Annotated in this window: 29 protein-coding genes and 1 tRNA gene; all 30 read left to right on the top strand. The window is 68.1% G+C overall.

The window, feature by feature from the left end:
- Positions 1 to 45 precede the first annotated feature (45 nt).
- Positions 46 to 279: a hypothetical protein gene (locus AACZ35_RS05895; protein ID WP_339827082.1), complete on the top strand. Its 234-nt coding sequence runs from the start codon at positions 46 to 48 to the stop codon at positions 277 to 279.
- Positions 279 to 641, top strand: a complete 363-nt coding sequence (locus tag AACZ35_RS05890) for a hypothetical protein (protein ID WP_339827080.1) — start codon at positions 279 to 281, stop codon at positions 639 to 641. Before AACZ35_RS05895 ends, AACZ35_RS05890 begins: the two co-directional genes overlap by 1 nt.
- Entirely contained in the window at positions 638 to 835 is a 198-nt protein-coding gene (locus AACZ35_RS05885; RefSeq protein WP_339827078.1) for a hypothetical protein, read from the top strand. The genes AACZ35_RS05890 and AACZ35_RS05885 overlap by 4 nt, the downstream gene beginning before the upstream one ends.
- On the top strand, positions 832 to 1,344 hold the full coding sequence (locus tag AACZ35_RS05880; RefSeq protein WP_339827076.1) for a hypothetical protein: 513 nt from the start codon (positions 832 to 834) through the stop codon (positions 1,342 to 1,344). Before AACZ35_RS05885 ends, AACZ35_RS05880 begins: the two co-directional genes overlap by 4 nt.
- A 29-nt stretch (positions 1,345 to 1,373) precedes the next feature.
- Entirely contained in the window at positions 1,374 to 1,748 is a 375-nt protein-coding gene (locus tag AACZ35_RS05875) for a hypothetical protein (RefSeq protein WP_339827074.1), read from the top strand.
- 384 nt (positions 1,749 to 2,132) lie between these two features.
- Positions 2,133 to 3,086 (top strand): helix-turn-helix domain-containing protein, encoded by a 954-nt coding sequence (locus AACZ35_RS05870; protein ID WP_339827071.1) that lies wholly within the window; start codon positions 2,133 to 2,135, stop codon positions 3,084 to 3,086.
- Positions 3,076 to 3,960 (top strand): ATP-binding protein, encoded by an 885-nt coding sequence (locus tag AACZ35_RS05865; RefSeq protein WP_339827069.1) that lies wholly within the window; start codon positions 3,076 to 3,078, stop codon positions 3,958 to 3,960. The genes AACZ35_RS05870 and AACZ35_RS05865 overlap by 11 nt, the downstream gene beginning before the upstream one ends.
- A 128-nt stretch (positions 3,961 to 4,088) precedes the next feature.
- Entirely contained in the window at positions 4,089 to 4,400 is a 312-nt protein-coding gene (locus AACZ35_RS05860; protein ID WP_339827067.1) for a hypothetical protein, read from the top strand.
- 1 nt (position 4,401) lies between these two features.
- Complete coding sequence (locus AACZ35_RS05855) at positions 4,402 to 4,644, top strand: hypothetical protein (protein ID WP_339827063.1); 243 nt, start codon at positions 4,402 to 4,404, stop codon at positions 4,642 to 4,644.
- Position 4,645: 1 nt separating this feature from the next.
- Complete coding sequence (locus tag AACZ35_RS05850; protein WP_339827061.1) at positions 4,646 to 5,206, top strand: hypothetical protein; 561 nt, start codon at positions 4,646 to 4,648, stop codon at positions 5,204 to 5,206.
- Complete coding sequence (locus AACZ35_RS05845; protein ID WP_339827059.1) at positions 5,203 to 5,478, top strand: hypothetical protein; 276 nt, start codon at positions 5,203 to 5,205, stop codon at positions 5,476 to 5,478. Before AACZ35_RS05850 ends, AACZ35_RS05845 begins: the two co-directional genes overlap by 4 nt.
- The gene (locus AACZ35_RS05840) at positions 5,475 to 5,660 is read left to right on the top strand and encodes a hypothetical protein (protein WP_339827057.1); all 186 of its coding nucleotides are present in this window, start codon (positions 5,475 to 5,477) and stop codon (positions 5,658 to 5,660) included. The genes AACZ35_RS05845 and AACZ35_RS05840 overlap by 4 nt, the downstream gene beginning before the upstream one ends.
- A complete protein-coding gene (locus AACZ35_RS05835; RefSeq protein WP_339827055.1) occupies positions 5,657 to 6,085 on the top strand; it encodes a DUF1064 domain-containing protein in 429 nt (142 codons plus the stop codon). The genes AACZ35_RS05840 and AACZ35_RS05835 overlap by 4 nt, the downstream gene beginning before the upstream one ends.
- Positions 6,086 to 6,133: 48 nt before the next feature.
- Entirely contained in the window at positions 6,134 to 7,960 is a 1,827-nt protein-coding gene (locus tag AACZ35_RS05830; RefSeq protein WP_339827053.1) for a ParB/RepB/Spo0J family partition protein, read from the top strand.
- A 1-nt stretch (position 7,961) separates the two neighbouring features.
- Positions 7,962 to 8,354, top strand: coding sequence for a hypothetical protein (locus AACZ35_RS05825; RefSeq protein WP_339827051.1), 393 nt, complete (start codon positions 7,962 to 7,964; stop codon positions 8,352 to 8,354).
- 77 nt (positions 8,355 to 8,431) lie between these two features.
- Positions 8,432 to 10,099 (top strand): DEAD/DEAH box helicase, encoded by a 1,668-nt coding sequence (locus AACZ35_RS05820; protein WP_339827048.1) that lies wholly within the window; start codon positions 8,432 to 8,434, stop codon positions 10,097 to 10,099.
- Entirely contained in the window at positions 10,099 to 10,623 is a 525-nt protein-coding gene (locus AACZ35_RS05815) for a hypothetical protein (protein ID WP_339827046.1), read from the top strand. The genes AACZ35_RS05820 and AACZ35_RS05815 overlap by 1 nt, the downstream gene beginning before the upstream one ends.
- Before the next feature lie 16 nt (positions 10,624 to 10,639).
- Entirely contained in the window at positions 10,640 to 11,089 is a 450-nt protein-coding gene (locus AACZ35_RS05810) for a hypothetical protein (protein ID WP_339827045.1), read from the top strand.
- A 227-nt stretch (positions 11,090 to 11,316) separates the two neighbouring features.
- Positions 11,317 to 11,859, top strand: coding sequence for a hypothetical protein (locus AACZ35_RS05805; RefSeq protein WP_339827043.1), 543 nt, complete (start codon positions 11,317 to 11,319; stop codon positions 11,857 to 11,859).
- 244 nt (positions 11,860 to 12,103) lie between these two features.
- Positions 12,104 to 12,177, top strand: a tRNA-Met gene (locus AACZ35_RS05800).
- 219 nt (positions 12,178 to 12,396) lie between these two features.
- Positions 12,397 to 12,909, top strand: coding sequence for a hypothetical protein (locus AACZ35_RS05795; RefSeq protein WP_339827041.1), 513 nt, complete (start codon positions 12,397 to 12,399; stop codon positions 12,907 to 12,909).
- A 12-nt stretch (positions 12,910 to 12,921) separates the two neighbouring features.
- A complete protein-coding gene (locus AACZ35_RS05790) occupies positions 12,922 to 13,350 on the top strand; it encodes a hypothetical protein (protein ID WP_339827039.1) in 429 nt (142 codons plus the stop codon).
- Positions 13,311 to 14,126: a hypothetical protein gene (locus tag AACZ35_RS05785; RefSeq protein ID WP_339827037.1), complete on the top strand. Its 816-nt coding sequence runs from the start codon at positions 13,311 to 13,313 to the stop codon at positions 14,124 to 14,126. The genes AACZ35_RS05790 and AACZ35_RS05785 overlap by 40 nt, the downstream gene beginning before the upstream one ends.
- Entirely contained in the window at positions 14,123 to 14,251 is a 129-nt protein-coding gene (locus tag AACZ35_RS05780; protein WP_339827035.1) for a hypothetical protein, read from the top strand. Before AACZ35_RS05785 ends, AACZ35_RS05780 begins: the two co-directional genes overlap by 4 nt.
- Positions 14,248 to 14,616, top strand: a complete 369-nt coding sequence (locus AACZ35_RS05775) for a hypothetical protein (protein ID WP_339827033.1) — start codon at positions 14,248 to 14,250, stop codon at positions 14,614 to 14,616. The genes AACZ35_RS05780 and AACZ35_RS05775 overlap by 4 nt, the downstream gene beginning before the upstream one ends.
- Positions 14,617 to 14,620: 4 nt before the next feature.
- Complete coding sequence (locus AACZ35_RS05770) at positions 14,621 to 14,749, top strand: hypothetical protein (RefSeq protein ID WP_339827031.1); 129 nt, start codon at positions 14,621 to 14,623, stop codon at positions 14,747 to 14,749.
- Between the two features lie 88 nt (positions 14,750 to 14,837).
- Positions 14,838 to 14,972, top strand: coding sequence for a hypothetical protein (locus AACZ35_RS05765; protein WP_339827029.1), 135 nt, complete (start codon positions 14,838 to 14,840; stop codon positions 14,970 to 14,972).
- A gap of 80 nt (positions 14,973 to 15,052) precedes the next feature.
- Positions 15,053 to 15,790 (top strand): hypothetical protein, encoded by a 738-nt coding sequence (locus AACZ35_RS05760; protein WP_339827027.1) that lies wholly within the window; start codon positions 15,053 to 15,055, stop codon positions 15,788 to 15,790.
- Between the two features lie 21 nt (positions 15,791 to 15,811).
- Positions 15,812 to 16,105, top strand: a complete 294-nt coding sequence (locus tag AACZ35_RS05755) for a hypothetical protein (protein WP_339827025.1) — start codon at positions 15,812 to 15,814, stop codon at positions 16,103 to 16,105.
- A 3-nt stretch (positions 16,106 to 16,108) separates the two neighbouring features.
- On the top strand, positions 16,109 to 17,165 hold a 1,057-nt coding region (locus AACZ35_RS05750; RefSeq protein WP_339827023.1), incomplete at its 3' end, for a hypothetical protein.

Here is a 17,165-nt window from a genome sequence, read left to right as displayed (position 1 = left end):
ATGGCGCTTGCGTGCCAATCGGTATAGCGATAGATTCTGGTGCACATGGACGCCGCGACCCTTCTTGAGCACACCCGCACCCGACTCCGACAGCACGAGGGGCAGTACGCCCAGATCGCGCGCGGGGCGGGCCTGAGCTACTCCTCGTTGACGAAGTTCGCGCAGGGGCACGCCAACAACCTCACGGTGGTGAGCCTCCAGCAGCTGATCGAAGCCCTGGACGCCTTTGAGGGTGCCCAAGCCCCGGTCGAGCCGGTGGCTGCTGAGGGGGCAGGCTGATGGCCCGCCGGTCCCTCGACAATCCTCGGGTTCAGGGCGACCGCGCGCGCCGCGGGAAGCCCGGCCGCCAGGAACGGCAGCTCCGCGCGCTCAAGCGCCGCATCGAGCAGCTGGAGGCGGCGCTCTTGTGGCCGACCGGCATTTGCACCCATGGCGAAGACGCTCAGGCCCAGTTGAACCGCGCGGTGTCGAACATCTTCACCGTCCGCGGCGAGATCCCCCCTTTCTTGCGGCGCCGCCCGCTTGTCGATGCGCTGGCCTGGTTGGCCGAGGACGTCCAGGTGCCGCGCGGTGTGGTGCTGGGTGGCGGAATCGCCATCTTCGGCGCGCTGCTCGGCATTGCTGCCAGGTGGTGGCTGTGAACGCCCGCCTGCAGCGCCTGCTGCTGATCGCGCCGCGCGCCCAAACGCCGCCGGCGCCGATCGTCTGGACCTGGCAGCGCAAGGCCGTCTTCCTTCTTCTTCGCGCCGCCGCCCTGATCGCTGGGTGGCTGGCCGCATTCGTCCTGATTCTGGCCGCCATCGGCGCGCCGCCCCCTGGTGGAGGTTCCCTGTGACCTGGCTCGACAAACAGTGGCAGCAGCGTGCGCTCGAGGCGATGCTGCAGACGTTCGACGCGGCGCCGCACCTCAAGCGCCAGATGGTGGAATTCCTCCTGGACGAAGGCTTCTGGGACCGCGGCCGCCTGAGCTGGGACGCGGCGATCGCGCGCTTCAACGCGTGCCTCAACCCCAACAAGGCGGAGTTCTTCAAGATCTCCGAGGCCTGGGCGCTGATGAAGCGCTTCCAGCTGCACGAGCTGGCCCTGTCGATGATCGAGGACCTGGGCTACGAGCGCCCGCGCCTTCGCCCGACCGACGAGCGCCGTCAGGCGCTGATGCAGCAGATGGTCTCTGCGATCGAGCACAGCAACCAGGTGGTGGCGTCTGCGCAGGCCGAGCTCGCGCGCCTGAGAGGGGAGCACAGCGGCGACCCCGTGCGCCTACACCCGACCATCGCCGAAGGCAAGCATCCCGCCTTCTCCCTGGCCGACGAGGCCGCACAAACCGGACCCGGAACCTTCTAGCCGTGTTCGGGGAGAGCGCACAGGGGATTTTGGTCGCACTGATCGTGGCGCTGGCCGTCGCATTTCTGTGGACCTGTCGGACCGTCGACCGGCTCAACCGCCAGCGCCTCGAGCACGTGGTGAAGTTGACCGAAGCCCAGCAGGCAGCTCGCCACGCCATGGCGGCACTGGCCAGCAAGAACGTCGAGCTGTCCCGGTCCGAACACTTGGTCGACCTGCAGCGCCGCGCTCAGGCCGACATCGAGCGGCTCTTCCTCGGCGTCGTTCGCGAAGTGGCCCCGGAGCTGGCCGCGAGGCTGGCGCGGGACTTCGCACTCGTGAACGCCCACCTGGGCATGCACCGGGCCCTGGCGCCCCACCGCAAGCCGCTGTCGCCTTCGAAAGGAGGGCCGGCCGGTGGGTAGATGGGCGGATGCCGAATTCATCCTCTGGGCGCTCGATCGACGTGTGCCATCGACCGCGGCAGCAATCCGCGCGCGCTTCGGCTGCTCGGCAGCGACGTCGTACCGGTGGCAGGCATGGGTGCCGTGGATCCGCGGAGAGCAGGCGGGCAGGGTGGTGCTGACGAATCCGGGCCGTGCCCGCCGGCTGACAGAGCTGCGCGACCAGCTGCTCTGGGCCCGTGCACAGCCGCAACCAATCACCTGCTGCCTGGTCCGTGCTGAGTACGGCTACTCCAGGTGCAGAGCCTGGCGCCTGGCTCAAGTCCTCGAGGACGCCCGCTCGCTGTACCAAGCCAAGCAAGGCCTGCAGTCCCGCCGCGCGCCGAGCCACGCGGGGGTACGGCATTGAGCATTGAAGCCGTCAACCTGGTCTTCCGGCAGAACCTGCGGCCGTCGGGAACGAAGTTCGTCCTGGTGGCCCTGGCCGACTGCGCCGACATCACCGGCCTGTGCTGGCCCAGCGTCGACCACCTCTGCGACATCACCTCCCAGGACCGCAAGACCGTCCTGGGCGCGCTCAAGCGCCTCAGGACGGAAGGCTGGATCGAGGACACCGGCAAGCGCCGAGGCCGCACGCATCAGATAGTCGTGTGGCGCCTGGACCTCGACAAGCTGGCCAAGGGCAAGGCGATGTTCCACGCAGAACGTAAGCGTGCCGAAACCGGAACCCTTTCGGCAGACCCCGCCTCCGCCTCGCTGGGAAAGGATGCCGAAAGCGGCACCGTTCCAAATAGCGATGCGCTGGAAACCAAGCTGGGCGCGGCTCTCCCGGGCGTGTCGGAGGAAACAGTACCGAAAGCGGAACAGTACCGTTTTCGCCCGGAAACAGTACCGGAATCGGGACACGGAACCACCAGGGAACTACAAGCAGGGGGGGGTTGCGCGCACGTGAGCGCGTACCTGCGTGAGCGCGAGGGCCGGCTCCACGACCTCACCGAGTTCGACCGCAACCTGGTCACCCCGTACCTGGACCGCCTGACCCTGCCGATCGACCCGCAGCTGCTGGCCGAATTCGTGAAGCACCGGCAGGTGATGCGCCGCCCGCTGTCGATCTCCGCCTGGACCCAGACCAAGCGCGACCTGCAGGCGCTGGCCGACGACGGAGTCGATCCGAACGACGCGATCCGCGAGGCCCTCTCCCTGGGCCTCTCAAAACCCGTACGCCCTGGACGCGGCCCCGCACGCCAAAACGCCAACCGCCCCCGCGTGAGCGACGACTTCGCCGGCGTGCACTACGCCTCGACCGACCTCGCCGACCTTCCCGAAGACCTGCAACCGGAAACCAGCCATGCAGACTGAGCCCGCTGACGCCATCGACGTCCAAGACCCCGAAGTGCCGCTGCCGCCGAGCAAGCCGGTGCGCTTCTGCGAGAAGCACCCCGAGAGCGAGATCCAGGAGCTCTACATTCCGCAGCTGCGTGTGCACGAGGACCACTGCCCGGAATGCTTCCTCGAGGAGCGCGAGCGCCGCAGCGTCGACGAGCAGCGGCGCGAAGCCCAGGCCCAGGCCCAGCGGGTGGCGACCCAGCGCCAGGCCGAGCTCGAGCGCCGCCTCGGCGCCGCCGGCATCCCCGAGCGATTCCGCGCCTTCAGCTTCGAGACCTTTCCGACGCCCACCGACGCGCACGTCCACGCGCTCAACACGGCGCGCAGCTACGCCAACAAGTGGGAGCGGATGCACAGCCAGGGCGTCTCGGTGCTGCTGGTCGGGCCCACCGGCACCGGCAAGACCGGCCTGGCCTGCGCGATCGGTAATGCGGTTCTGCGCCACAAGGCGGCCACGGTGCTGTTCACCACGGCCTACGGCGCCGTCCGGCACCAGCGCGATACCTGGTCGCGCCGCGGCAAGACCGAGCGCGAGGCCCTGGACGATCTGCTGAGCCCGGACCTGCTGATCCTCGACGAGGTCGGCGCCAGCGTCGGCACCGACACCGAGCTGGCCATGCTGTTCGAAGTGATCAACGGCCGCTACGCCGCGCAGCGCCCGACCATCCTGCTGTCGAACCTGCCGATCGACGACTACCTCGTCGCCGGCGCCACCCGGCCTGGCCTGCGCAGCTTCCTGGGCCCGCGCGTGATTGAGCGCTTCAGCGACAACGGCAGCTTCACCCTGGCGCTCACCGGCACCAGCCTGCGCGGCCCCGCGCGCCGCTTGGCCGATCGGGAGGCCTGAACGTGCCGGCGCCATCAGCCCCGATCAAGGAGCCGTTCGCCCACGTGGCGTACAACCAGGCGCCATGCCCGTGGTGTGGGATCCCGCCGACGGTCGAACCGCTCTCCGGCGGCTGGCCGCGCAAGCGAATGGTCCACTGCGTCACGCGCAGCTGCCCGGTCCGGCCCGCGGTGCTGGCCCCCGACCTCGAGCAGGCTTTCGCGCGCTGGGACCGGCGCGTTGCCGCGTCGGAAGTTTCGACCACCGCGCTGCGTTCGATCGACGACATCACCGCCGAGGACCTCGAGACCGGGGCCCGGGCGATGTTCGAGCTGATGTTCCCGAACGGCTGCTGGGAGACCGTCGGCCGCAACGCCAGGGACACCCACCGTCAGCACCTCGAACGCACCAGGGTGTGCCTGACCGCGATCCTGCAGCGCCGCCGGCGGGGAGGGGTCTGACATGGCGGCGAACCCTACCAGCGCGTGCCCGTGGTGCCGCATCGGCAAGTGCACCGCCCACTACGCCAAGCCGCGGGTGGTGAGCCTCGAGGAAATCGAAGCCGCCGCCGGCGCCCTGTTCGTGCACGACAACCCGCGCGGCTCATGGGACGTAACGCGTCGCAACGCCCCGCGCCGGGCCGACGACTACCGCATGCGCGCCGCCACCGCACTTGAAGCCGCCTACGCGGCGAGGAACCGCTGACATGGCCATCCCGAAACGCGAACTGAGCGCCTACCGCCAGCAGCTGGCCCTTTGCGCCCTGCGCCGATTGGGGAAGGGCGCGCACACCACCGGCGAGGTGGCCGAGATGATGGGCACGCTGGCCCTGGCGGACGGACACCCGCCGGCGGCGTGGCGCTGGATATCACCGGCGGCCGTCGCCGCCCACCTCCGGGACCTGCGCAACCGCGGCCTGGCCCTCGCTGGTGATCCGCCCAGGGGAGGCGCCTACCGCGCCGAAACCACCTGGCAACCCGCAGAACCCGACCCCCGCGCGCCGCTGCCGGCGCCGCCGGACGACGGCGAGACGCCGGGAGCTGGTCCGGATCCACTCCTGAGTATGGGACAGGGGTCTAGCAAGCCGGCCGCGCCTTCCACATCGCCCTACACCGAACTGACCCAGCCGCAGCTTGTGGTGCTGCTCGAGGTAAACGACCGCCTCCTCGGCACCTTCGCGCGCTTCGTCAATGACCTGGTCGCCGAAACCGCCCGCGCGCGCCGGGATCTCGCCGCCGCCGGCATCCAGCTGGGAGATCGCCAATGAACTCCGTACCCCTCGCCCCGGCGCTCGGCCAGGGCGTCTCGCGCCGCCGACGCCAGGTCAACGCCTGGCCCAAGGTCGTGAAGGCCCTCGAAGACGCCGGCGGCCAGCCGCAGACGCACGGCCAGCTCAAGGCCACCACCGGACTGGACCACACCAACCTCAGCGTGGCGCTGGCCAACCACAAGGCGCTGCTGGTGAGGACCGGCACGGAGAAGCACTACCAGTACCGCCTGCGCACGGCCGAAGACCCGGCCTACGAGCCCGGCGCATGAGCCAGTTCCGCGGCAAGCGCTTCTTCGAGAACCTGAGCCCGTTCCAGCGCGGCATCGACGCCGCGGTGGCCAACAACCTGCCGAAGGCGAAGCCGGCTGAGGTCGAGACCGTCGACGAGAAGCGGGCGCGCATGGAAGCCAAGCGCCGGCGCCGGGCGAAGCGGGCAGGGTGGGCCGTATGAGCCGCCGCGGCACGCTCCGGTTTTCCAGCCTGGCCGCCATGCCCGACGCCATGCGGCGTCTGGCGGAGCCGAAGGTCCAGCAGATCGCCGCGCCCAGCCCGCGGGAGCCCTCGGGCACGGCGCCGCGCGCTTCGAAGTACGGCAACCACCCGACCACGGTCGACGGCTTCCGGTTCGATTCGAAGCGCGAGGCCAACCACTACAACCGCCTGAAGCTCCGCGTCGCCGCCGGCGAGGTCCTGTTCTTTCTGCGCCAGGTGCCGTTCCACCTGCCGGGCAACACGCGCTACGTCGTCGACTTCCTGGAATTCCACGCCGATGGCTCGGTGCACGTGGTCGATGCCAAGGGCAAGGAGACCCAGACCTTCCGCCTCAAGAAGCGCCAGGTCGAGCAGCTCTACCCGGTGAGGATCGAGCTCGTATGAACCCCCGTTTTTGACCGGCCGCCCCACGGCCTAGCCAAGGAGTCCCCCATGAACACCGCTGCCCCCAGCGATCTGCACACCACCATCCCGCTGCACGACCTCAAGCCCTCGCCGCTCAATGTGCGCACGACTCCCGACGACGGCGCCACCTCGCCGGCGATCGACGCCATCGCAGCTTCGATCATGGCCCACGGCCTCCTGCAGAACCTGGTCGTCTATCCCGACCCTGACCAGGCCGGCTACTTCTGCGTCGCCGCCGGCGGCCGCCGCCTGCAGGCGCTGATGAAGCTGGCCAACGACGTCCAGATCCCGTCTACCTTCCCGGTCCCGTGCCTCGTCACCACCCAGGAGCGCGCGCTCGAACTCAGCCTGGCCGAGAACCACGAGCGCGAGGACATGCACCCGGCCGATCGCTACGAGGCGTTCGCGAAGCTGGCGGCGAAGGGCCTGTCGGAGACCGAGATCGCCGTGCGCTTCGGCGAGGAGCCTGGCACGGTCACCAGGCTCCTGCGCTTGGGCAACGTGGCCCCTGAGTTCCTGGAGCAGTACCGCCGCGACGAGATCCAGATCGACGTGGTGATTGCCCTGGCCACCACCACCGACCACGAGCTGCAGCGCCAGGCATTCAAGGGCGCCGGCCGCTACGCCCAGCCCTCCCAGATCAAGCAGCTGCTCACGAAGAGCGAGCTCAGCGCCGATCGGGACCGCCTGGCCAAGTACGTTGCCGCGGAATACCGCAAGGCGGGCGGCGGCGAGCGCCCGGACATCTTTTCCGCCGACGGTGAGGTCTACTTCACCGACATCCCCCTCGTGCAGCGCCTGGCAAAGGAGAAGCTCCAGCGCCGCGCGGATCAACTGAAGAAGGACGGCTGGGCCTGGGCGGAGGTGCAGATCGAGTCGCCAAACCTGGGCAAGTACAGCCAGATCCACGGCAGCTGGGACGGCGGCAAGGAGACTTTCACCCCAGCGCAGAAAGGGCACGCCGGCTGTATCGTCCAGCTGGGCTGGAACGGCAAGGCGGAGGTCCACACGGGCCTGGTCCGAAAGGCCGATGTGAAGGCGCTGAACGACGCCATCAAGCGCGAGCGCAAGGAATCCGGCGGGATCACCGCGGCGAAGCCGGCGCCCCAGCCCAAGGCACCGAAGAAGCGGGCCACTGGCGAAATCCCCTTCGCCGCCCTGCAGCAGCTCCAGGGCCTGCGCACCGCGGCCGTCCGCCTGCACCTCGCCAGGGACCAGCGCCTCGCCATCGCAGCCCTCGCCGCTGCCCTTGTCTCTGACAACACCGACGTCGACAACTGCGTGAAGGCGGACTGCAAGATCGACTGGCAGGAACGGCCCGACCGCAGGGTCCAGGACGCGATCGAGAGCACCGAGGCCGCCGGTGAGCTCGAGCAGCTCGAGGAAGACGTACTTGCGAAGGTGCCCGCCGGCGGCGAGCCGGTGCTCGAGTGGCTGCTGAGCCAGCCCATCGAAGTCAGCCTGGCCATCCTGACGATGGTGTCCGCCAAGGCGACGGTGACCGCCGACAAGCTGCGCCACAACCCGGATGATCCGGGCTCCCGCTTCGCTGGCCTGGTGGGTTTGGACTTCGCGGACGTCTGGCAGCCGAACGCCGAATGGCTGGCCAGCGTGCCGCGCAACGTGGTGCTGGATGCGGTTGAGGAGACCTGCGGCAAGAAGGAAGCCAAGGAGCTCGACCGCCTGCGCAAGGAGGACTTCGCGACGCGCGCCGAGCAACTGCTCCAGGGCAAGCGCTGGATCCCCCGCCAGATGCGACCGCCGGCGCCCAAGCCCGCGCGCACGAAGAAGCCGAAGACCCAGAAGGGCCAGATGGCGGCCGCCGGCGACGTCCCTGTGGCCCCTGCGCTCTAAGGTGAGCCTGCCCTCGCCATCCGCCACGGCCCTCGCCCTGCGCGCACTGCGCGGGGCGCTTGCGGCCTACAGCTACCGCTACGGCTCCGAGGTGCAGCTGCACGACCGGCTGGGCGAAGTGCTGACAGCGGCCGGCGTCAGCTACCAGCGCGAGTTCGTGCTCGACGCGAAGAACCGGGCCGACTTCTGGATAGACGGCGTGGTGCTCGAGGTGAAGGTCGACGGCAGCCTGCCGGAGGCCTTGCGCCAGATCGGGCGGTACATCGGTCTCGACCAGGTCAACGGCGTGCTGCTGGCCAGCACCAAGCCCTGGGCCCGGACCCCGCTGCGGGTCAAGCCGCGGTTCGATGGCAAGCCATTCGACATGGTCTATCTGCGGAGGCAGTCGCTTTGAATTTCGGACGTGTCGAACTGAGGGGCCAGGACTGGTTTATCTGGACCGAGCCGCATATCCGTGCTCGGCTGAAGCGGGTGTTTCCGCGCGCCCCCCAGCAAGCATCTGACCACCAGCGGCTTTCCGCCTCACCGGAGAACAGCCGCGAGCTGAAGTGGTTCCTCGAGCGCTACCCCATGGAGGTGAACGCGCCCGACCAGCTGGACGCCCTGGCTGCTGCCCACGTCGACATGGAAGAGCGCCTAGCCGAGCTCCTGGGCGGGAAGCGATCGCCGCGCGAAATCGCCCTGGCGGAGCCAGCACGCGACTACCAGCTGCTCGCCGCGGACAGCTGCCAGATTCGCGGGGGTCTCCTGCTGGCCGACGACGTCGGCCTGGGAAAGACGGTGAGTGGCCTGCTGCTGGCGACCAAGGCCGACTACCAGCCCACGGTAGTGGTCTGCCCGGCGCACATGCCAAGCCAGTGGGCGGGCGCCTTCGCGCGCTTTGCCCCGGGCCTGCGGGTACACAGGATCCGCAAGGGCAGCCCGTATCCGCTGACGCGCGGGCCGAAGCAGCGCCTGGCCGACCTCTGGCCGGACTCGCCGCCGGACGTCCTGATCACCAGCTACCACAAGCTGCGCGGCTGGGCCGAGACCCTGGGGGAGTTCTGCCGCTACGCCGTCTTCGACGAGTGTCAGCAGCTGCGGAGCCCGAGCTCTGACATCTACCGCGCCGCCGCCTACGTCGCGCGCCGGGCGACCCTACGCATGGGGCTCAGCGCCACCCCGATCTACAACTACGGCGCCGAGTTCTTCTGGGTGGTCGATGCACTGATCCCAGGCGCCCTGGGCAACTACGACGAGTTCATCCGGGAGTGGTGCATCGCCGGCATGTCCGGCGAGAAGGCCAGGCTGGCCGACAGTGAGCAGTTCGGTACCTACCTGCGCCGTGAGGGCATCATGCTTCGGCGCACCCGCGCCGACGTGAAGCGGGAGCTCCCCGACCTGCAGAAGATCGAGCACACGGTCGAATCGGACACCAAGGTCCTCGAGCAGCTGTCGGGCAACGCCGTGGAACTGGCCCGGGTGATCCTGGCGCACAACGAGCGCTTCCGCGGCGAGAAGATGAAAGCCGCCGGCGAGTTCGACAACCTGGTGCGCCAGGCCACCGGCGTGGCCAAGGCCCCGTATGTGGCCGAGTTCGTTCGGCTCCTGGTCGAGAACAATCAACCAGTCGTCCTGTTCGGCTGGCACCGCGAGGTCTACGGCATCTGGCTTGAGGCCCTGGCTGGTCTAAATCCGGTCATGTACACGGGTTCGGAGTCCGGCCCGCAGAAGGACGAGGCGAAGCGAGCGTTCCTCGCCGGCGAGAGCAAGCTGCTGATCATGTCCCTTCGCTCGGGTGCCGGCGTTGACGGCCTGCAGGAGGTCTGCAGCACCACGGTGTTCGGCGAGCTCGACTGGTCTCCTGGAGTGCACGAGCAGTGTATCGGCCGCGTGCACCGCGATGGCCAGGCCGACCCCGTGCTCGCGTACTACCTGGTGTCCGAGGACGGCAGCGATCCGATCATCGCCGACGTCCTGGGCGTGAAGCGCGAACAGATCGAAGGCGTGCGTAACCCCGGGCAGGGCATGATCGAGCGAATCCACACAGGCGAGAGCGAACTCCGACGCCTGGCCCAGGCCTTTCTGGCCAGCCGCGGCGAGGTCAAGCCGCTGCAGCCTGCAGCTACACCCCTGTTCCCTGAGCTGGAGGAAAGCTGATGGCCCGCCGGCGAAAGCTCGAAGCCTTCACCAACGACCCGCGCGATCCGCTCGAGCTGATGGCCCGCATGCTGGTGTCGTCCAGCTACCGGGTGCCTGTGGAAGGGCGCAGCTCGCGGCCCAGCATGACGTCGGCCGACATATCCGCCGCCGTGGGGCTGATGGCGGATCCGCTCGAGGCCGGCACGGCGCTGGCCGTGGCGACGCGCGCCAACCGGCCCGAAATCGCGCGCCTGGCGTTCCTGGCCTACCGTCGGGTGCTGCGCAATGTCCGGAAGATGCAGCCGCGGCCGGTGGACCTTCGCGAAGCCGCCGATCGCTGGCGGGTGCGGATGGTCACGTACGACGCCGTGCACGACCTGGTCTGGCCCGAGCAGCGCCGGCCCTACGCCCAGGCCGCGAAGGACACGAAGATGCGTGCAGCGGCCTACGTGGCGCTCTACCGCGCCGCCCACGCCACGATGGCCGAGGTGCTGGCCACCGGCCGCCGGGCCTTCTCCACGGCGCTCTGGGGCGGCGGCTAGGCTCTAGAATGGGGGCGTGAGCGCACGCAACCCCTATCTCGACATCGAGCTCGAGCAGCTCGCGGCCGCCGCCGGCGCCCGCGCCGCGGACCTGCGTGATCGCCGCGTGCGAACGCCGGACGAGCGAGCCGCCCTGGCCGAGGACACCGCCACGCTGCTGCTGGCCGTGCACCACCGCCTGGGCGCTGTCCTGGGCGAGCACAGCCCTGGCGCGCCGGGGAAGGAGCAGGCGCGAGGCTCCAGCCTGGCCGAGGCCTTCGGCAGCTGGGCCACGCAACGCGAACGCGAGATCCGGCACCAGGCGCTGGTGCTGGCCACCGATCGGCACCTGGGCGCCGAGCCGCACCCGTGGTACCTGACAGCCCAGGTCGACGGCCAGCGCGCCTACGACCTGGCCCTGGCCAGCGGCGCCGGCTTGCAGGCGGTGCTCGAGGCGCTGGCGGCGAAGCCGGGGAGGCGGCGCTGATGCCCGTCTGCAGGCTGTGCGAGCGAGAGGTGCCCAAGCTGGCGAAGTCGCACCTCCTGGGCAATGGCGCTCACCGGCGTCTAGCTACACCCGAGGGAGTGTCGGCGCATCTGGACCCGGCAGCGCCACGCCCAGAGCTGGCGGTCTCCAGGAGGTTCACCGGCCCCTACGATTGGTTTGCCTGCGGGGACTGTGAGCGCGTGCACTTTCAGTTGGGAGACGACTACGTGTTCAGGCTGCTCGATGCGGTCCAACAGGATCGGACTCGGTGGCGCGTTCACGAGGCAGGAGGGGGCACGCTGAAGCACAGGCAGCACGCTGGTCGGCCGGATTTGCTGCATCGGTATGCGCTGCAGTGCCTGTTCCGCGAGCATCTGTCCAGGAGTCGTTTCGAACTCGGAGTCGTCGCGGCCGATTTTGAGGAGCTGGTCGTCGACAGCGAGCCGACGATCGAATCGTCCTTTGGCGTGATGGTGACCTATATCCGCGAGGAATCGTCTCGCTACTGCACAGGCGGGGTCCCTATGGACGAGCGCGGCTCGCACCCGATCTTCGTGTTCACGATCCCGCATCTGCTTTTCACCGTGGCTGCCAGCAGGGCTGGGTTGCCGCTGGCATATCGGCCATTCCAACTCGAACCGGGGCCGTGGGTGAATCTCACCCACTGGAAGCGGGCACCAGACTTCGTCCGCGCCTTCAACGAGAAGATCGTGACCGGCCACCTCGATCGAATGCGCGACGTGCTGAGCTTGGATGCTAAGAAATCCTAAGGTCGGCTTTCGAACTTTCTGGATGCGTATGGTGCGGGCGGTTTGGAAAGTGATGCAGTTTCTGGAAGAGGAAGGCAAAAACTGCGCCAGTTTGAATGGAAGTGAGCCAGTTTCTGGCGCGTGTTTGCGCGGGAACGATTCGTTGGCGTAGAACTTCAATCTGGGTTCGTGCCCGGACAGCCGAGCCCTGGTTACTCCAACTTCGTCGTGAAGGGCCCGGCCATTGGTCGGGCCCTTCGTTTTTCGTGGGGTAGAGCAGTGGCCCAGCTCGCCAGGCTCATAACCTGGAGGTCGCCGGTTCGAATCCGGCCCCCGCTACCGAATCGCCAGCACCGCCCGCTCATGCGCTACATGCCACCGTCAACCTCACGGTGGGTCCGCCAGCCGTGAGGCTCGCGAGCGCCGCGGTCGAACATCTCCGCCGCGGCCTTCCCTGGACGCGGCCGCCCTGGGGGCAGGGCGTGCGCAAGTGACTCCGATAGGACAGCGACCGCAGCTGAGCGGTGCTGGCGACCACCCGAGGACCGTGACATGCCCTTGAGAGACCGCCTCCGCAAGAACTGCTGGCGCTGTGCGCTCCTGGGCATCCTGATGATGGCCTGGGGCTTCAGCAGCAACGCAGCAAATCTTGGGACGGAGCAGCCGCTCACCCTGTACTACCGCGACGTGCTGCTGGCCGCCTTCGGCCTGGTCGGCACGCTGGCCAGCCTGGCCGTCGGGCTCTGGACCCGGGCCGTCAAGAAGGAAGTGCAGGACGCACTGGCCACATCGGCCCAGGCCTTCGACGTATCGCGCAAGGCCCTCGAGCACGTATCCACGTCCGAGCGCCTGTTCGGCGAGCGGTTCCAGCTCAAAGCCGAGCTGGGCAACGCGGTCGGGCACGCCGTGAACGACCACCTGGAACGAATCGAGGAGCGCTTCGGCGCCAAGGTGCGACAGCAAGTGGAGCTGGGCATCGCGCCCATGGCCCAGGAAGTGGCTGTGCTCCGAACGGAATTCCGAATGGCGGGCATCCGCCCGCGCAAGCAGATGCCGGACGACGGCAATTAGGGAGCAACCCCCGTGCTCAACTTCATCAAGCAGAACCGCGAGTACCTCTGGATCCTGATCCTGTTGGCGCTGTGCTACGCAGCCTGGAAGCTGATCCCCAGCATCGACCCCCGGGCCGGCATGGACGGCTTCGGCGACGGTTTCAACACGCTGCTCAATGCCGCCAAGGGTATCGGCGCCGTGGCGCTGGCCTACGCCTGCAAGGCTTTTTTCACCACGGACCTGACCGAGACACAGGAGCAGGGCCTGGCCGAGGACCTGGGCGCGGGGCCGGATGAACCCGTGGGCAACTACAGCGTGGGCGGATACGAGGTTCTTGCGCGCGTCCAGATCGAACGTGCTGCCGCCAAGCGAGAGCGGGCGCGGCTGATCCTCTTCGCCGACCGCATGGGATGGGTGCTATGGCTCGCCTTCTGGTTCCTGGTCTTCTTTCGCTCCTGATCCTGGGCTGCGCGGCGCCGCCGGCGCCGCCAGCTGAGGCTCAGGCCGCCACGGTACCGGCCAGCGAAGCTGTTCCCGTGGTGGTCCAGGCGGATGCCGCGATCGCCGAGGTGGTCGAGCAGCTGCCGCTGCCCGAGCCGACGCCGGTGGTGGTGCCGCCGGAGGATCCGCCGCTGATCTCGGACGACGGCGCCGCCTTCATCATCCGGTGGGAGGTCGGCTCGCCCGAGCTCTACACCCGGAAGTTCCAGCGGCCCGTCTGCCCCATGTGCGACCGCACGGCATCGGGCCCGACCATCGGCATTGGCTACGACCTGGGGCACATGAGCCGCGCGGCCGTCGACATGGACTGGCCAGCGCACCCGCAGCAGCTGGACCTTTACCAGGGCCTGGGCTTCACCGGCCGGGCGGCCATTCCTGTCACCGAGCAGCTGCAGCACATCGTGACGCCGTACCCGCTGGCCTTCGACGTCTTCCAGGACGCTTCGATCGTGAAGTACTGGCGCGCCTGCCGACGTGCCTTCGGCGAGGAAGCCTGGGACCAGGCGCCGATGGCGGTGACCGATATGCTGCTGGACACCTGTTACAACCGCGGCTTCTCCATGACCGGCGCGAAGCGGGTTGAGATGCGGGACATCCGGGACGACTTCCTCCCGAACAAGAACTGGTGGGGCGTGGCTGATGCCATTCGGCGCATGGAGCGCCACTGGCCGACGGTCCGGGGCCTGCAGCGCCGGCGCAACGAGGCCGCTGACTTCATCCTGGCGCGGCTGTGAGCGGAGGCGTCGTCTTCGACTGGGACGGGGACATCAATCCTGTCGAATGCCACTGGACCACCACCGGCCGGCTTTCCCCCAAGAACGGCAGGCTGCGCCTGGTGCTGCGGTACCTCTGGCCGTGAAGAAGCCGCCCAAGGTCAAGCTGCGCACGTACGAGCCGCTGCAGGCGTGGTTCCAGGACGTGGACGGCAACCGCTACTCGGTGGCCAGGCTGGTGGACGACACCAAGCACCTGCCCGTGTTCGAAGTGCCCCTCGCCGCGCTCGACCTGACCGGCGAAATCTGGAAGGGCGAGAACATGAAGGCCCTGGCCTACCACGTTCGCAGCTGCATGGAAGCCGACCTGTCCTACCCGATCCTGATTGCCTGGGACGGGAGCATCGCAGACGGACGGCACCGCATCATCAAGGCGCTGGCCACCGGGAAACGCACCATCCTGGCCCGGCGCATGGACTGGCGTCCGGAGCCGGACAAACCGGCCGGCTGATGCCGTGCGCAGGAAGCCGCCCTACACGCCCTGCAAGCTCTACGTCGACAACGCGCTGGGCTTCCTGGAAGGGCACTACATCCGCACCAGGGGCGGCTCGGCCTACCTGATCACCGCAGGGTCGGCTCGCTGAGCTCAACGTCCTCGTCGGCGGCCTGCAGGCAGACCTCAACGACCTTCGTGCGCACCTGGCGCCGGTGCTGAACGTCAAGCCGCGCGCCGTGGACAAGACGAAGCCGGTGTCCGAGGTCCGGGCAGCCGGCTCGAAGTTCCGCGAGGAACTGGCCAGCCTCTGCGATCGCGTGGAAGCACTGCGCATCGCTGCGCAGGACCTCCGCGAAGACGTCGACCTGTAACCGAATGACCCCCCGCTGAGCTGTACGGCAGAGCCGGGGCAGGGATGGTCCTGCCCCGGCCACGGCACCAGGAGCACACCATGATCCTCGACAAGCTGAGCGTGAAGCCGCTGCTGATCGCATGCGGCGTGCTGCTGCTGGCGCTGGCCGTGGTGACCGCGCTGTACGTCGGCCGCGGAACCACCATCGACGCCCAGGCGACGACCATCAGCCAGCTCGAGGGGCAGGTGGAGGCAGCGAAGGCCGCCGTCGCCGAGGCGAAGCGGGTCAACACGAACCAGACGAACAAGATCAGGGACCTGGTCGACCGCATCGAAGAGCTCGTCGGCCAGGCCCATGACCTGGAAGAAGCACGCAGGGCCGCCTTGGCCGAGCTCGATCGCGCCAGGCAGGAACGCGACCGCAGGCACCGCGAGGTGCAGCAGCTGAAGGAGAAGATCTATGCGACCGACCAGGATTGCGCTGACTGGGGCGCTCGCCCTGTGTGCGCTGCTATCACTGACCAGCTGCGCCTCGAGTGGGGCGACGCACACCGCCGTACTGACCGAGACGGAGCTGCTCGAGGTGCCGCGGCGCCAGCTGGTGGAGCCTTCCCCGGAACTGCTGGTGGTGCCGGAGCTTGGCCCGGCGCCGACGCCGGCGATCAATTCGTCCCCCGGATGCACGACCGGCTGCTACTCCAGCCAGCAGCTCGAGCAGATGCTCTCCCGGGCGCTGCAGTGGGGCAGGGGCCTGGCGGAGCAGATCTGGGCGATCGGCACCGAGGTCGAGACGGCCAAGGCCACGAACCCGCCGAAGCGTTGAGCTTCGGCCGCTGACCACGCATCGAGGGCACCGACATGACGCTCCACATTACCCAGTTCGCCGGCATCGACCACACCGGCTCGGCGCATATCCAGGCGGCCAACCGGCCGCTGGCCAGCCAGGCGCTGGCGCTGTCCGGCGCGAACGCCCAGTCGGATCCCATGCACGAGAAAGCGCGCCTGGTGCGCGTGCACGCCGGCGAAGCCTGCCTGGTCACGGTCGGCGAAAACGCCGATGCCACGGCTGGCAAGACCATCCGCCTGGACGCCGGCCAGTTCGACTATCTGGCTGTGCTCCCTGGTGACGTCGTCGCCGCGGTGACGGCCTAAGCCATGCTCGCTCTCAGCGCACCAATGCGCCGTGGCGCGCTCGCCACGGCCATCGGTGAGACCTATCGCGACATCGTGAAAGACGGCGTCCTGGCGCCGTTCGTGACGTTCACCCGGGCCTCGACGGCCACGCGCTACAACAGCGCCGGGCTGCTGGAAACGGTGGCGGCGAACGCGCCGCGCCTGGACTACGACCCGGCGTCGGAAACGCGGGAGAACCTGCTCACCTATAGCAAGAACATTGATAACTCGTCGTGGGGAAAGGTTCGCTGCTCCGCTTCGGCTTCAGGCGAATTCTGGCGGATCACCGAAGACACTACCGCTGCGGCTTCCCATGGAATCACGAAGACGGCCATTCCGGCAGCGGTCGGAACGGTTGCCACGGTTTCGCTGAAGGTGAAGAAGTCATCGGCCCGGAATTTCGGATTCTGGGTAGGAAGTAATGCCGGCAACCCGACCGACGGCTATCGTAAGGTAATAAACCTCAGTACCGGCACCGTTAGCGATGGAGTAGTTAACGGAACAGGCATGACCGAGGTCGGAACCGCTGTTGTCGAATACGACGCAGAAACGTGGCTTGTCTCCACGACCATGCAGATCGGAAGCGGTGGCACAGGCTTTGGGCTTTACCTCTGCATCGTCAGTGGTACGACTGTCGCCAGCATGTTCTATACGGGCGACGGCATATCTTCGGTCGAAATCGCAGGCCCGCAGCTTGAGTACGGCCACGCAGCCACCGACTACATCCCGACCGGGGTGCTGGAGCGCGGGGCGGATATCTTCACCGATGAAAGCGTTTCCTTCGTAGGTGCGTCCTCGCGCGTGTCGCCCGGCGTGTACCGCATTCTTTCCGACGGCACTTACTCGCTGGCCAACCTCACTACCTCCCTTGTTCCCGGGAGGTCATACGAGGCTCAGTATACGATTGATAGTGTTGCTGTCGTCGGCAACGGGATTGCTACCGAACCTGTGCTGCCGGTGACACCGCCAGCAACCGTGGGGACGCATCGCGTGCAGTTCACCGCCACGACAGGTAATTTCGGTCTAAAGCGTGCATCTA

It is taken from the genome of uncultured Arenimonas sp., assembly GCF_963976025.1.
Classification (GTDB): domain Bacteria; phylum Pseudomonadota; class Gammaproteobacteria; order Xanthomonadales; family Xanthomonadaceae; genus Arenimonas.
Note: the sequence above shows the minus strand (reverse complement) of the source record. Positions and strands in the feature narration are given on the sequence as shown.

Coding starts and splice junctions, on each gene's coding strand:
- AACZ35_RS05895 (WP_339827082.1), top strand. CDS start 46: ATGGACGCCGCGACCCTTCTTGAGCACACCCGCACCCGACTCCGACAG.
- AACZ35_RS05890 (WP_339827080.1), top strand. CDS start 279: ATGGCCCGCCGGTCCCTCGACAATCCTCGGGTTCAGGGCGACCGCGCG.
- AACZ35_RS05865 (WP_339827069.1), top strand. CDS start 3,076: ATGCAGACTGAGCCCGCTGACGCCATCGACGTCCAAGACCCCGAAGTG.
- AACZ35_RS05860 (WP_339827067.1), top strand. CDS start 4,089: ATGGTCCACTGCGTCACGCGCAGCTGCCCGGTCCGGCCCGCGGTGCTG.
- AACZ35_RS05855 (WP_339827063.1), top strand. CDS start 4,402: ATGGCGGCGAACCCTACCAGCGCGTGCCCGTGGTGCCGCATCGGCAAG.
- AACZ35_RS05850 (WP_339827061.1), top strand. CDS start 4,646: ATGGCCATCCCGAAACGCGAACTGAGCGCCTACCGCCAGCAGCTGGCC.
- AACZ35_RS05845 (WP_339827059.1), top strand. CDS start 5,203: ATGAACTCCGTACCCCTCGCCCCGGCGCTCGGCCAGGGCGTCTCGCGC.
- AACZ35_RS05840 (WP_339827057.1), top strand. CDS start 5,475: ATGAGCCAGTTCCGCGGCAAGCGCTTCTTCGAGAACCTGAGCCCGTTC.
- AACZ35_RS05835 (WP_339827055.1), top strand. CDS start 5,657: ATGAGCCGCCGCGGCACGCTCCGGTTTTCCAGCCTGGCCGCCATGCCC.
- AACZ35_RS05830 (WP_339827053.1), top strand. CDS start 6,134: ATGAACACCGCTGCCCCCAGCGATCTGCACACCACCATCCCGCTGCAC.
- AACZ35_RS05815 (WP_339827046.1), top strand. CDS start 10,099: ATGGCCCGCCGGCGAAAGCTCGAAGCCTTCACCAACGACCCGCGCGAT.
- AACZ35_RS05785 (WP_339827037.1), top strand. CDS start 13,311: ATGGCTCGCCTTCTGGTTCCTGGTCTTCTTTCGCTCCTGATCCTGGGC.
- AACZ35_RS05760 (WP_339827027.1), top strand. CDS start 15,053: ATGATCCTCGACAAGCTGAGCGTGAAGCCGCTGCTGATCGCATGCGGC.
- AACZ35_RS05755 (WP_339827025.1), top strand. CDS start 15,812: ATGACGCTCCACATTACCCAGTTCGCCGGCATCGACCACACCGGCTCG.